A 13,940-nucleotide genomic window follows, 5' to 3' on the forward strand; every position below is an offset into this window, starting at 1 on the left:
TGACTCCTTCCTTGCTTTTGTTATGGTCGCCGCGATCTGCGTCGCTTTCAGCATTTTGCACATCTAAGCGCTGTTTTCAGATACACCATAGGGGGTGCGTACAAGCGCAGTATCCTCTGAATCACCATTTTCATTCTCACAGAACTTCCACGGCTCCTGCTCTTCAGGTGTTAAGATTCGTGGTAGAAGCTCTAAAAAATGCTGCCCTATTTCGGTCGGGTTATAATTGTAAGATTGACAAATGGACCTTAGCGTTAGAGGCTGGAGGATTCGCCCGTTACGTTTGTCTTCTAAAAACTGCATGTACTCAGCGTACTGTTTATTCGTGATCTGCTTCATTGTTTACCCCAGAAACACCTATGAAGAAAGTATTTATGTACCGTTTATTAGCCAGGGATTATGAGCATAATGGTCTAAATCCTGAGCTAGAATACGGAAAAAATCACTGGCAGGCATGGGGGGATCTTCACATTCAGATGGCGCACAACCATTCCAAACCGCCCATCTATTCGGCCAGTCTTTAAGAATCGCATACAGTTTCGTTGCTGTAATATCAGCAGACGAACCATTGGCGGTTTCAAGTGCATATAGCCATTTCTCATACCAATTACTTGGCTTTACATTACTTGTGGTGCATATCCAGCTTCTTGTCAGGTATCGCAAGTCGTGGTTGGGGTCACGGGTTTGGCTTGTGTTTAGCAAATAAAGTTGATACATACTTGCCGCTGTATTCAGCAAATAGTCTGGCTTTTTCTGATAGTCGAAGGCTATTTGCTGAATCCATCTTTCTATAGCGCATTCCCTCCGATATACATCCCCGGTGTTTTGTAATGTGTCTAACGCCGTATCAATATCTGAAATTAGCGAATCTGCCTCTCCTACTAATATCCCTAGTAATGTGCCCCAATTATCATCATTGAGGGTTTCTAGCCCTTGTATACCGCTTGCATGTAATGCTATCCATTTTTCAGCGTCAAATACTTTCTCTTCGTTTAGAGGGAATTGATCAGAATTGTTATGGCAAATAATACTTCTGAATGCACTAATACAGCTTTTCAACGAAGTTGCCGCTGCCTGTATTCTGGTCCAATCATATAGCAGAATACTGTCACGACTATGGTATGTTTATCGCCGTAAGAATCGACACGAACACGGCTGAAACATTCAGGCATGGTGTTTGGTATGCACAAGGGGACCAGCGTCAGCGCTTGAATATAGTTCCTATTTCTTTGGCACAGTTTCAACGTTATTTCAAGATGATGTTTGAAACCGGAGAAGCAAATCCTGACAAACTTGTTGCGCTCCTTGATCTCTGCCTCAAAGGGCGAGATTTGATGGATGCGCCCGAATGGAAGAGGTACATAGAGCAATCCGTTGATCAACCGACGCACGAGCCGGATTTCCCGCATGGGCTACTTTTTGGTACACTTGTTCGTGATTGCGAAAGAAATCGGATTGGTTGCGTTGTGGGCTTTGGCACCGCCTATGTTCTCATAGCGTTTGATGAAGGAACTGTTGAGCCGAGAATAGTAGCTGTTGGGGCTGAAGAGTTTACACGTGGCTGGTACGCTGTTGCATAGTACATGAACAGAGATAGAGATAAGGGGGAAATCTGATATGCCTTCGTCAGTGTCATCACACGATTTCATCAGAGAAAAAGTCAAAGCGTTAAAAGATACATATCCATCTCTCCGGAGCAAACGTGATGAATACGTATTTTCTGCACTCTGCGTAAAAGCCAATTTTTATAAAAATCCTGCGCTCGTCCTTAATGAACGAGATTTCGAGGACATCATTGTAGATGGACAATATGACGGCGGTGTTGATGTCTTACTGAGTGACCCAAATACCGAGGGTGCGGATTTGATAATTGGCCAGTCCAAGTATTATGAGACCATTGCTTATGAAGACGTCCTTAACGCAATGCTTAAAATGGCTCTGTTTTATAAGGATATGGTTAGGGGCCAGTTTGAGCAGGTCAATGCTACTGTGCAGCGGCGCTTTTTAACACTCAACTCCGAAGTCGGAGAAGAATCAAAGATCCATTTCGTTTTCTATACGAGTGCGCCGCAATCAGGCATCCGCCGTGATAGAATAGAAAAGAAATTCCGGGAACAGTTTACCGGAGTAACAAATATAGAAGTTTCTATTCTCTTCGCCAGCGATATCGAGGATGAAATTAAGGAATCGGAATCCAGACGGCCCACAGTGGAAACGGGAAAAATCCGTATTGATGAGGCAGACAACTACCTGCTTTATGGTGACGGCGCTGCCATTGTGAATGTGTCTGCTTATTCAATTAAACAGCTCTACGCACAGCATAATACCAACCTCCTATCTCGTAACCTTCGCTATCATATAGCTGGGCGTGACATTGATAAGGCCATAGCAGACACGATTAACAATGACCCTGATTCGTTCTGGCTAAAGAATAACGGCATAACTATTATTTGCGACGATTTTGATATCGACGGAAAAGAAGTTCGTCTGCGAAACTTCTCTATTGTCAATGGTGGGCAAACAACTTACATGCTGCATAAGAGCCCAAGCATTAACAGTGACCACGATCTGTATCTACCCTGCAAAATCATCAGAATCGTTGGTGACACTGAAGATGAAAAGAGTAGTTTCAGCCTTTCTATTGCCAAAGCGACAAACTCTCAAAAAGCCATAAAACCTGTTGACTTGAAGGCAAATTCGCCAGAGCAGGTCCGTTTTGCTCAGGCAATGCGCGAGGTAGGAGTTTTTTATCAGACAAAACGAGGTGAGGTTGTTCCGTCTCAATTTAGAGACCCGCATTTAAACTCTGACCTTGTAGAGATCGGAAAACTGTGCTTGGCTGCTGTATTTCAAGTTCCGGGAACAAGCCGGAATAAACCATCAGCCTTGTACCAGCCCAAATACTATGACCCTATTTTCAATGGAAATCAGTCACAGATAGCTCGACTCTGTAAGGAACTCCTTTATTATGACCACTATTTCCGTACATCCTTCCAGCGTGCATTCGACCGAGAGAATGCTACAGCTCCTAATGCAAGCGTAAGGATATCCTTTGCTCATAATGCACGCACCATTTGTGTTGCTTTTGCCGCTTTTGCTGCTCGATACAGGCAAGGGAATATTACAGATCAGGATTTAACACCTTTGTTTAGTTCTGCATCGTCCGAAAGTATCGCAGACACGCTTTATGAGAGTTTTCGAGAGCTCGGACATTTGCAACACTTCCTCTCACCGCAGGTGTTTGATAATAAGGATACGTGCGATAAGGTGCTGAGCAAGCTGTTCAATATCATCATTGAGGCTGGCATTACGAGCTATACATTTGAGAGTCGCCATGATTCGACACTCAATGCAACCAATTACCTCAAAAGGGATAAAAACTACTACGAAATCCTTAGTTCCCAGTGGCAGAGAACGGTTAGTGATCTGAGCGCGGTATTCAGCGAAGTAGGTATGTGACCTCAAATTGAACGATTACCCTCTGTGAGAACGATACCCCTCAAATTGAACAATCCCCCTCTGTGAGAACGATTTGTCCGGGAGAGGGGTGTCGGGAACGCCCGAAAAAGCAAAAAAGCCGCTGCGGAAATAGCTCCGTAGCGGCTGCTTTTTTTGTGGCCGGACAGCGAAAAAGCCCTGAAATCAAGGGCTTTCGGGCAAAATGAAAAGGTAGGCAATTTCTATCAAAATTACCTACCTTTTGTGGTGGACCTGAAGGGATTCGAACCCACGACCTTACGGATGCGAACCGTACGCTCTCCCAACTGAGCTACAGGCCCAAATAGCAATGCTGGTCTCCCAGCGCGGATTATCATAACACACTTTTTTGAATTTGTGAAGCCCCTTTTTCATTTTTCTGTTGATATTTTTTCTGAAATATAGTAGAATACTATTTGTTCAACAACTCCTCCGCATACAGCTGCGGAACCGGTCTTGCGCAATGGGTACCTGCGAACCATGTCAGGCGGGGAACCGAGCAGCATTAAGCGGGACCATCCATGTGCCGCAAGGACGCCGGTTCCGCAGCTGTATACGGGGGAGTATTTCTATTGTAAGGGAGGGCTGCGGATGTATCAGGCGCTTTACCGCAAGTGGCGTCCCAAAACATTTGCCGACGTGGTCGGTCAGGAGCATATCACCGAGACCTTGCAGCGCCAGGTGGCGGAGGGGCGGCTGTCGCACGCCTATCTTTTCACCGGCACGCGCGGCACGGGCAAGACGACTTGCGCCAAAATACTTGCGCGCGCGGTCAACTGCGAGCATCCGGAAAACGGCAACCCCTGCAACCGCTGCCCGAGCTGCCTTGGCATCGAGAGCGGGCGGCTGCTCGATGTGGTCGAGCTGGACGCGGCGTCGAACAACGGCGTGGACAGCGTGCGCGCGCTGCGTGACGAGGCCATCTATTCGCCCGCGCAGGTAAAAAAACGCGTGTATATCGTCGACGAAGTCCACATGCTTTCGACGCCCGCGTTCAACGCACTGCTCAAGATCTTGGAGGAGCCGCCCGAGCATCTGATGTTCATTCTGGCGACAACGGAGCTGCACAAGGTGCCCGCGACGATTTTGTCGCGCTGCCAGCGCTTTTCATTCCGCCGCATCCAGCCGAAAGACATTGTAGGCAGGCTCAACTACATCGCGGGGCAGGAGAATATCGACTTAAAGGAAGACGGCGCAGCGCTGTTGGCCCGACTGTCGGACGGCGCGCTGCGAGACGCGCTGAGTCTTCTTGACCAGTGCGCGGCCGCGGGCGGCGCGATCGACGCGAACGCCGTGCTCGACGCGCTGGGTTTGGCCGGAAACGTGCAGACCGCACAGCTCATGTCGCTGATCCTGACGCGCGACGCGCGCGGGGCACTCGAGCTTCTCGGCAAGCTCTACGACGGCGGTAAGGATGTGGGCGCGGTGCTCGGCGAGCTCTCGACCCTCTCGCGCGAGCTGCTCATCAGCGCGACGGCGGGGGAGGGCGGCGAGAGCTTACTCAGCGGCGCTTATGACGCCGCAACGCTCCGAAACCTGCGCGCGCAGGGGACGAGCGCACGCTTTATCCAGCTCTGTACGATCTTGCAGGAGACGGCGGCGCAGCTCCAGTTCAGCGTGAACCGCCGCACGGACGCAGAGCTCTGCATTCTGAAGCTCTGCGACGAGACACTCTCCGGTGATTTGGCGGCACTTGGCGCGCGCATCGCGCGGCTCGAAGAGCAGATCGCTGCGGGCGTGCAGTTCGCAGCGAAGCATCCCGCATCTGCACCGGCGAGCGCACCTGCTCCCGCGACGGCGCAAAAGCTCGCTCCCGCACCGCAAAAGGCCGCGGAAGCGCCCACAGAGAGCGCAAAGCCCGCCGAGGAAGCGCCGCTTCCGTGGGACGAGCCGCCGCTGCCCGACGATTATGACGCACCGCCGCCCTACGGTGAGCCGGTCGCGCCCGCACCGAAGGCCGCAGCGCCGAAGATAGCAGCAGCACCCGCGCCTGCGCAGGAAGCGCCGGCGAGTGGAGACAGCGGGGATGATGAGATTTTCTACCAGCTCTTGGAGAGCTACAAAAACCGCCTGACGCCCGACAAGCGCGCGTTCATCGGCATGGCGCAGGGGGATGTGAAGGATGACCTTCTCACCGTCTACTGCTCGACCGAGGTGCAGAAGTCCATGCTCGACCAGAAGGTCGTGACGGACGTCTTGCAGGAGGTCACGTCCCGCGCAGTTGGACGGGAAATTCGCGTCCGCTTCCTCGTGGGCGAGCGTCCGGGCGCGAAAAAGCGCGACAGGATGCAGGACCTCCTGCGCATGGGCAGTAAATTCGACAATTTTACAGTAAAATAAAAGGAGACAACAACGATGGCAAAGGGTTACAGCGCACGCCGCGGCTTTTCCAACGGCAGCGGCCAGATGCTCAAGCAGCAGCAGATGCAGCAGCAGATCATGAAGATGCAGGAGGACATGCAGAAGGCGCAGCAGGAGGTCGAGGAGAAGACCTTCTCGGCGAGCGTCGGCGGCGGCGTCGTCAGCGCCGAGGTCAACGGCAAGAAGGAAGTCACGAACATCACCATCAAGCCCGAGGCGGTCGACCCCGAGGATGTGGAGATGCTCCAAGACCTCATCATCTCCGCCGTGAACGAAGCGCTCCGCCAGGCCGAAGAGGCGATGGACGGGAAGATGAACGCGCTGACGAGCGGACTCGGCCTCAGCGGGTTTGGGTTCTGATTTTTCCTTTTCAAGCAAAAACAAAGCCCGCGTCGCGGGCGGGAGGTTTCCGCACTGTGCGGAAACGGGTAATAAAGGGGGTATTCTCTTTCCGAAGAGAATACCCCCTTTAAATCCCCCAGAGAAAGGCGAGGGGAGTTCCCCTCGACCCCCGACATTGGCAGTTTGTAGCTTGAAGAGCTGCACGCGCTGCGCAATCAGGTGCGGTGTACATGGCTTCGCCATGAATCCGTGCGTTTCGTCACCGTTTTGCAACCGCGCCTTACTATCGTGAGGCGCGTGTGACGTCGCATTGGGCGGCAGACTGCCTACCGAATGCGGCATTGCTGACGCTTGCCGCGATATTGTGCCATCGATAGCAGGTGATTACACTGCACTTGCGCTCAGATTCGAGAGCGGCACCCGCAAGGGGTGTGCCGCATCCGTAAGGCAGCAAAGCTGCCAACGGTTGCGCAACAGCGGATGATAGAAGCAAATCAAATCGTCTAGCAACACCCAACGCGGCTCTGCCGCGCGCAGGCATTCCCATTCCGGAGGCACAAAGGCCATTCGAGCCTGAGACTGCCAATCAAAGTCTTTCTCTTGGGGTTCCAAAGGGGCCATTCTCTTTTGCGAAAGAGAATGACCCCTTTGACTCGCTCCCCTGCACGGTGCAGGGGAAACTTCTCCCGCATTGATGCGGGAATCATTGCAAATTATTCTGCGAAAAATGTTTCAATTTCCCCGCGTGCAGCGGCCACGCTGCCTTGCACAAAATTCGGCTTGCCGCCGCCGCGGCCATTCAGCTCGGCATTCATCTTTTTCGTGAGCTTACGAAGGTCTCCGCCGATGTGCCCGATGGCGTACTTGTACGCGCCGTCCGCGCCGGCAAAGACCGCGCAGCGGCCGCCGCAGTGGTTCGTGACCGCGTCGCAGAGCTTGCGCAGGCTGTCGCCGGACATTTCGTCCTCGAAGAGCAGCACGTCGCCCTTGCCTTCGTACTGCGCGGCGGTCTGGGCGAAGACGGACTCTTCGAGCTTTGCGCAGCGCTGCTTGAGCGCGGAAAGCTCAGCGAGCACGCGCTCGACGCCCGCAAAGCTCGCGTTCGGCTTGACGGAGAGCGCCTGTGCGATACGCACGTCCTGCGCCCAGCACTCCGAAAGGTAGCGGTGCGCGCGCTTGCCGGAAAGAAGCTCAATGCGAACGCCGTCGCGGAACTTCTGCACGGAGAGGAACTTGACGAGTCCCACCTGACCGGAACGTACGACGTGCGTGCCGCAGCAGGCGCAGCAGTCCGCGCCGGGGAAGGAGACGATGCGCACGTCGCCATCGAGCGGCTTTTTGCTGCGGTACTCGACCTTGTCGAGCTCCGCGCCGCGATAGAACTGGATGTCGATGGGGTGATCCTCATAGATGTACAGGTTGGCGAGCTGTTCAATCTCCATAAGTTCATCCCACGAAATGTCGGCGTTGAAGTCGATCGTGACGACGTCCGCGCCCATGTGGAAGCCGACGTTGTCGCAGTGGAAGCGCTCGCAGATGAGGCCCGAGCAGATGTGCTCGCCCGAATGCTGCTGCATGTGGTCGAAGCGGCGCGCCCAGTCGATCTTGCCGGAGACGCTCTTTCCCACCTCGAAGGGCTTGTCGCAAAGGTGCGTGATGACGCCGTTTTTCTCGTGGACCTCGAGCACGTTCGCCTCGCCCAAAACGCCGGTGTCATACGGCTGGCCACCGCCCTCGGGGTAGAAGGCCGTCTCCGCGAGGACAACGGCGTAGCCGCCCTTCACCTCGTCGCAGGAGACGACGGTGGTGGCAAAGCCCTTCTGAAAGGGATCTTCATAGTAGAGTTTTCTTGTTTCCATGGGGTTCTCCTTTAGTCGATCAGGCCGAGCGCCTGTTTTTCGTGCAGCACGCGGAAAACGTGCGCGTCAATATCGCTTTCGGCGATCTCGCCGGACTGGACGGCGGCGATCACCTGCGGGATCTGCGTCTGATAGTCGGTGGTCACGATCATGTCGTTGCCCGCCTGAATGGCCAGCACGGCGGCGCTGCCGTCCTGCGCGTAGGCTTTGACGGCATCCATCGCGAGATCGTCCGTCACGATGACGCCGGTGAAGCCGAGCGTGTCGCGCAGCAGCGTGTGGACCTTCGCCGAAAGGGACGCGGGATACGCGCCGTCCATGCACTCGACGATGTTGTGGCTCACGAGCACGAACGGCGCGCCCGCGGCGATGCCGGATTCAAAGGGGACGAGGTCGGACTTTTCAAACGTGGTGTACGGGCGCGCGTCGAGCGCGATGCCCGTGTGCGTGTCGGCGTTGTTGCCGTAGCCGGGGAAGTGCTTTAAGACGCAGGCGATACCGGACTGCGCATAGACGGGCACGACGCTTGAGATATAGTCCGCGGTCGTCTGCGCGTCCTGCCCGAACGAGCGCGCGTAGATGAAGTTGTCGGGATTCGTCGACACATCGCACACGGGGGCGAAGTTCACGTTGACGCCGAACGCTTTGAGCTTCTGGTTGTAGCTGAGCGTTCGTTCGAGCAGCCCGTCGAGGCTGCCCGCGGCATAGAGATCCTGCGGGGAGGGGAGAGGTTCGGAGAAGAGGTTCGGGTTTTTGCTCGCGCGCGTGACCGTGCCGCCCTCTTCATCGCTGCCGATGAAAAGCGGGATGGCCGCCGCGGCCTGATAGGACGCGAGCGCCGCGGTGAAGTTGTCCTCCGTGAGCCAGTCACCGTTTGCGTCCTTATAGTCCCTGCCGAAGAGCAGCAGTCCACCGAGGTGATAGGTTTCGACGTCCTCCGCCGCGCCCGTTTCGGGGCAGCGGACGAAGAAGAGTTGGCCGACCTTTTCCTCGATGCTCATACCTGCAATGATGTCGTTGATGCGCTCGTCGGGCGTCTTTTCCACCGGCTGCTCGGTCGGCATTTCCGGCGTCGGATCGACGGCGGGTTCATCGGGGGTGTCGTTTTTCGCGCTGCAGGCGGCGAGCAGCAGGACAAGAACGAGCGAAAGCGCGGTGATTTTCAACTGTTTCATGGGAATTCTCCTTTACGACTCGGAAACAAAGTGCTGTTCACGGTAATGCTGCGCGCAGAGGTACCTGCGGCAGATCTCGGCGACGTCTGGGGGCACGTCGAGCGTGATGGAACCTTCGACCATGCGGTAGCCGTCCTCGTGCATCAGCGGCGTGACGGCGCGCGTTTCGCGCTGGAGCTGCATGAAGCCGTCGCCCGTCCAGCCGCACTCGAAGAAGAGCTTGTCCATCAGGAAGCACGGGGAAATGTCGCCGCCGTCGCCGCGGAAGTCCTGACCGAGAGATTCCTTGGCGGCCTTGTTGGCATAGATGAGGTAGGGGGTGGAGAAGTAGTTGTAGAAGCCCTCCTGCGTGGACACGTCAAGATTGACGCCCATTTCGGCATACACGCTGCTGCCGTTGCCCATCCACGGCTTGTGGTCACCGAAGAGAACGAGCACGACGGGCTCGTCGCGGGCATCCAGCTCGCGCGTGAGGCGGCGCATCTGCTCGATCGTGCTGCGGATGCCGGCCAGGTAGTTGTTGATGACGCAGCAGCTTTCCATCGACCAGCCGGTCTTGGCGGGCGTGACGTACTCATCCCAGTAGGTCTCGGAGCTGTACGGCCCGTGGTTCTGGTATGAGACGGAGAAGAGGAAGAGAGGGGCATCGTCCTCCGTGCGCGAGTCGATGTCGTTTAAGAGGTAGTCGACGAGCACGGTGTCGGACTTGAAGAGCGCGTCCTCGATGGAGATGAGGTCGCCGAAGCCTGATTCGTTGAAGACGCATTCGTCAAAGCCGAGGTATTCGTTGACGTTGCTGCGGTTGTAGAACCACGAGTAGCCGGGATGACGGTAGAGCGCGTCGTAGCCCTGATCCTTGAAGTAGCGGACGTAGGAATTGATCGGGCCGCGGAACTCCTCGTGCTGGCTGTACCCCGTGAGGAAGCCCCATTCGGTGTTCGTCGTGCCGCCGGCGAAGATATTCGTGAGGAGGTTGCCCGAGACGCTGCGGCTCTCGAGCTCGTGCAGCGGCTCGTAGAGATTCCGCACGGCGGAGATTTCATTTAACTGGGGGAAGTCGGACAGATCGGAGAATGCCTCGAGCATGATGCCGACGACCGTGATCTTCTGCTCGTCGGGAATGTCGGTGTCCGCATACTGCTCAAGGATCTGCTTGGCCTCGCTCTCGCGGTAGCCCTCCGGCGGCTCGGGGAACATGTCCTGCACGCTGTGTAGGAACGGATACGTCGTGCCGCGGGAGATGTAGACCTCGACCGCCGACCACGGAGAAATGAGGTCGTTGTTGGCGGTCTCTTTGTAGATAGATGAACTGGTGTAGAGCTCAAAATAGCACGCGAGCGTGACAGAGAGCATGAGCATGATGCCCGCAAGGCGGGAGCGCGGGCTCATGCGCTCTTTTCGGAGCATCAGGCACGAGAGCACGAGCATCAGCACAAAGCCCTCAAGAACGACGATCACGGGCGCGGAAATTTCGAACGTGTAGTTGCCCATGATGCCGCCCGCCGTGCGGATGAGCCGCAGGTCGGTAGCGAGCACGGGGTCGCCGCGCAGCTGCACCTTGTAGTAGCTCGCGAGCGCGAGCGTGAAAAACGGCAGCGCCGAGAGCAGGTACGCCGCCCACGGCCGCGCGAAGAGAAAAAAGCCGAGGTAGACGAGCAGGATCGGCGCAAGCAGGTTCATCGCTACGAGCAGCGGAATTTTGAAATACGACTGCAAGAGTGCCGTCGCGTCGATGCTTGCGTAGGAATGTGCCGTGAGGTAGAGCGAGAGAAGGCCAATGCCCGCGCCCAGCACCGTGAGCCAGAAGAAGACCCAGATGCGGTGCACCCAGCGCATCACCGCGCCCGTCGACTCGTCAGGCCGCACCAGAGAAGAGAAAAAACGCATGTTGGGGACGTCCCCTTTCTGAAGGCATAATAACAAAGTATATCATTTCGACAGGAAAAACGCAACCGGACAAGTTTTCAGCTTTGTGGGGTTCTTGCCGGCAGGCAGGGGTGTGGTAGAATAGTCCCGTTGAATGAAATAGATCGGGCAGGAGGAAAATTGATGGCGGAGCACATGCAGTTACGCGATATGCCAAAATTTTGCGCGGAGATAGAAGCGTGGCTGAACGCGCGATACGGAGAAACGGAGGGAAAAAGCTCTGGGAGGCGACCGGCCGCCAGTATGGCGAATACCTCAAAGTGCTCCCTGACTACGGTGGAAAAAAGACCAGCCATGCCCTCGCGATCTACGGCAGCATCGTGATCTTCTCCCTGTACCCTCTGCTGCCGGACCATCCGCCGGCAGAGGAATTGCAGGAGCTTGTCACGAGCCTTTTTATGTCGGGATTTGTAAAGCTGGGAAAGATTTTTGACTTGAACCGCAGCTTTGACATATGGCTGATCGACAAGGTCTTCCAAGGAGTGGGGAAAAGGGACCGCAAGCTGTACGCGCAGCATCCGGTGTGCTTCTGCAATGTATCGAGCCGTACGACAAGAAAAAACGTGCCGCGCGATACCATTTTACGCAGTGCCCAAATGCGGAATTTGCGAAAAAGCACGATCTGATGCAGGTGCTGCCGCTTTTCTGCAATTCCGACTACTGGGGAATGAGCCAACTTCACGGCACCTTGCTCCGCCGCGGCACCTGCGGGAACGCCGACAGATGCGACTACTGCGTGGTCGGGTCTGAAAATTCGATGGCTGAGGAATATGAGATCATAAAGGATGAAGCCGGATTTTTGGCGAGCCGGAAGATCGAAAAATAAAGAGCAAAGGACAGCTCTCGAAAGAGAGCTGTCCTTCTTGCTATTCTGTGGAAAACTTTTCTCAGAACGCGCACTTTTCGCGCAGGAAGTCCTTGACCTGATCGATGGGGATACGGACCTGCTCCATGCTGTCGCGCTCGCGGATGGTGACGCAGTGGTCGGCCGCGATGCCGTTGGCCTCGTCGCCGACGGTGTCGAAGTCGAACGTGATGCAGTACGGCGTGCCGATCTCGTCCTCGCGGCGGTAGCGCTTGCCGATCGAGCCGGTCTCGTCGTAGTCGACCATGAATTCCTTGGAAAGCTCGTTGTAGAGCTCCATCGCGGGACCGGCGAGCACGTCCTTCTTGGAAAGCGGCAGGATCGCGGCCTTGAAGGGGGCGAGTGCGGGGTGGAAGTGCAGCACGACGCGCACGTCGTCGTTGCCCTTCTTGTCCTGGCCGACGACCTCTTCATCGTAGGCGTCGCACAGGACCGCGAGCACGCTGCGCTCCACGCCGAGCGACGGCTCGATGACGTAGGGGACGTATTCGACCATGTCCTTGCCCTCGCCCTCGCGATAGACCATCTTCACGCCGCTGGTGTTCTGATGCTGCGTGAGGTCGTAGTCCGTGCGGTCGGCAACGCCCCAGAGCTCGCCCCAGCCGAACGGGAAGAGGAACTCGAAGTCCGTCGTTGCCTTGGAGTAGAAGCACAGCTCCTCGGGATCGTGGTCGCGCAGGCGCAGGTTCTCGTCCTTCAGGCCGATGGAGAGCAGCCAGTTGTGGCAGAACGTGCGCCAGTAGTTGAACCACTCAAGGTCGGTGCCCGGCTTGCAGAAGAACTCGAGCTCCATCTGCTCGAACTCGCGCACGCGGAAGATGAAGTTGCCCGGCGTGATCTCGTTGCGGAAGGACTTGCCGATCTGGCCGATGCCGAACGGGAGCTTTTTGCGCGTGGTGCGCTGGACGTTATTGAAGTTGACGAAGATGCCCTGCGCGGTCTCGGGGCGGAGGTAGACGGTGTTCTTTGCGTCCTCGGTCACGCCCTGGAACGTCTTGAACATGAGGTTGAACTGACGGATATCGGTGAAGTTGTGCTTGCCGCAGGTGGGGCAGGGGATGTTGTGCTCTTCGACAAAGTCCTTCATCTCCTGCTGGGAGAAGGCGTCGATGGGCTTGGGAAGCTCGAAGCCGGTCTCGGCGCACCAGTCCTCGATGACCTTGTCGGCGCGGAAGCGCTCGTGGCACTCGCGGCAGTCCATCAGAGGATCGGAGAAGCCGCCGAGATGGCCGCTTGCTACCCAGGTCTGCGGGTTCATCAGGATCGCGGCGTCAAGGCCGACGTTGTAGGGGTTTTCCTGCACGAACTTCTTCCACCAGGCGTTCTTGATGTTCTTCTTGAGCTCGGCGCCGAGGGGGCCGTAGTCCCAGGTGTTGGCAAGGCCGCCGTAGATCTCGCTGCCGGGGAAGACAAAGCCGCGGTTTTTGCACAGCGCGACGATCTTGTCCATCGTCTTTTCGGTGTTTTTCATGGTGAATTTCTCCTTTCGGTACTTGGCTCAGGAGATAAAAAACGCCCTGAGCCTATTAAAGTAGGCTCAGGGCGAACAAATCATTGTCCGTGGTTCCACCTGAATTCCCCGCTGGATGCGGGGCACTTCGTTCCCTTGTAACGGAGGGACCGGCGCGGCATTTCCGCCGCGCGGCTCAAAAGCGCCGCCTTTTCCGTTCCGCAGGGACTTGCACCGGTCGTCCCCTCTCTTGAGCGGGTGAAAAGAAAAGGCTTCTTTCTCAATGCCTTTTGTTGTGGTCAGCATACCATGACTGATATTGTTTGTCAAGACAAACCGAGAATCCCTGCGTACCCGCAGGGGAGCGGGCAAAGGGGGATATTCTCTTTCACAAAAGAGAATATCCCCCTTTAAATCCCCCAAGAGAAAGGTTTAGATTGGCAGTCTCGGGGTTGAATAACCTTTATGCCTTCGGAATGCAACTG

At 55.8% G+C, this 13,940-nt stretch carries 11 protein-coding genes, 1 tRNA gene, 1 other RNA gene and 1 other annotated feature; of the genes, 6 read left to right on the forward strand and 7 right to left on the reverse strand.

The genetic code is table 11. The annotated features are described in order from the left end of the window. Positions 1–372 precede the first annotated feature (372 nt). A complete protein-coding gene (locus tag NI20_RS15270) occupies positions 373–1,059 on the reverse strand; it encodes a hypothetical protein (RefSeq protein ID WP_156108657.1) in 687 nt (228 codons plus the stop codon). 62 nt (positions 1,060–1,121) lie between these two features. Here NI20_RS15270 and NI20_RS0113215 point away from each other — a divergent pair, with 62 nt between their 5' ends. Together NI20_RS0113215 and NI20_RS0113220 are read left to right on the forward strand one after the other, a co-directional pair. Then, the gene (locus NI20_RS0113215) at positions 1,122–1,580 is read left to right on the forward strand and encodes an AlwI family type II restriction endonuclease (RefSeq protein WP_033121855.1); all 459 of its coding nucleotides are present in this window, start codon (positions 1,122–1,124) and stop codon (positions 1,578–1,580) included. A gap of 37 nt (positions 1,581–1,617) precedes the next feature. Next, entirely contained in the window at positions 1,618–3,459 is a 1,842-nt protein-coding gene (locus NI20_RS0113220; RefSeq protein WP_033121856.1) for an AIPR family protein, read from the forward strand. Positions 3,460–3,703: 244 nt separating this feature from the next. On the opposite strand, the gene NI20_RS0113225 is transcribed toward NI20_RS0113220, so the two are convergent. Then, a tRNA-Ala gene (locus tag NI20_RS0113225) sits at positions 3,704–3,779 on the reverse strand. A gap of 145 nt (positions 3,780–3,924) precedes the next feature. Between NI20_RS0113225 and ffs the strand changes: the two genes are divergently transcribed. The 3 genes from ffs (at position 3,925) to NI20_RS0113235 (ending at position 6,198) form a co-directional block, all read left to right on the forward strand. After that, positions 3,925–4,024, forward strand: an RNA gene (ffs, locus tag NI20_RS14810) — signal recognition particle sRNA small type. A gap of 44 nt (positions 4,025–4,068) precedes the next feature. Next, entirely contained in the window at positions 4,069–5,817 is a 1,749-nt protein-coding gene (dnaX, locus tag NI20_RS0113230) for a DNA polymerase III subunit gamma/tau (protein WP_033121857.1), read from the forward strand. A gap of 15 nt (positions 5,818–5,832) precedes the next feature. After that, on the forward strand, positions 5,833–6,198 hold the full coding sequence (locus tag NI20_RS0113235) for a YbaB/EbfC family nucleoid-associated protein (RefSeq protein ID WP_033121858.1): 366 nt from the start codon (positions 5,833–5,835) through the stop codon (positions 6,196–6,198). A 695-nt stretch (positions 6,199–6,893) separates the two neighbouring features. Here NI20_RS0113235 and NI20_RS0113240 read toward each other — a convergent pair. The 4 genes from NI20_RS0113240 to NI20_RS15480 form a co-directional block, all read right to left on the reverse strand. Further along, positions 6,894–8,039 (reverse strand): serine-tRNA(Ala) deacylase AlaX, encoded by a 1,146-nt coding sequence (locus tag NI20_RS0113240; protein ID WP_033121859.1) that lies wholly within the window; start codon positions 8,037–8,039, stop codon positions 6,894–6,896. Between the two features lie 11 nt (positions 8,040–8,050). Next, positions 8,051–9,214 (reverse strand): glycoside hydrolase family 3 N-terminal domain-containing protein, encoded by a 1,164-nt coding sequence (locus tag NI20_RS0113245; RefSeq protein WP_033121860.1) that lies wholly within the window; start codon positions 9,212–9,214, stop codon positions 8,051–8,053. A 12-nt stretch (positions 9,215–9,226) separates the two neighbouring features. Then, complete coding sequence (locus NI20_RS0113250; RefSeq protein WP_033121861.1) at positions 9,227–11,101, reverse strand: LTA synthase family protein; 1,875 nt, start codon at positions 11,099–11,101, stop codon at positions 9,227–9,229. A gap of 77 nt (positions 11,102–11,178) precedes the next feature. Continuing rightward, positions 11,179–11,658: a hypothetical protein gene (locus NI20_RS15480; protein ID WP_197055409.1), complete on the reverse strand. Its 480-nt coding sequence runs from the start codon at positions 11,656–11,658 to the stop codon at positions 11,179–11,181. Between the two features lie 5 nt (positions 11,659–11,663). Between NI20_RS15480 and NI20_RS14820 the strand changes: the two genes are divergently transcribed. Then, complete coding sequence (locus tag NI20_RS14820) at positions 11,664–11,966, forward strand: L-2-amino-thiazoline-4-carboxylic acid hydrolase (protein ID WP_197055410.1); 303 nt, start codon at positions 11,664–11,666, stop codon at positions 11,964–11,966. Positions 11,967–12,027: 61 nt separating this feature from the next. On the opposite strand, the gene NI20_RS0113265 is transcribed toward NI20_RS14820, so the two are convergent. After that, positions 12,028–13,476: a glycine--tRNA ligase gene (locus NI20_RS0113265; protein WP_033121864.1), complete on the reverse strand. Its 1,449-nt coding sequence runs from the start codon at positions 13,474–13,476 to the stop codon at positions 12,028–12,030. Positions 13,477–13,540: 64 nt separating this feature from the next. Beyond that, positions 13,541–13,748: a binding site (T-box leader), on the reverse strand. Positions 13,749–13,940 lie beyond the last annotated feature (192 nt).

The organism is Oscillibacter sp. ER4 (genome assembly GCF_000765235.1).
Classification (GTDB): domain Bacteria; phylum Bacillota; class Clostridia; order Oscillospirales; family Oscillospiraceae; genus Hominicoprocola; species Hominicoprocola fusiformis.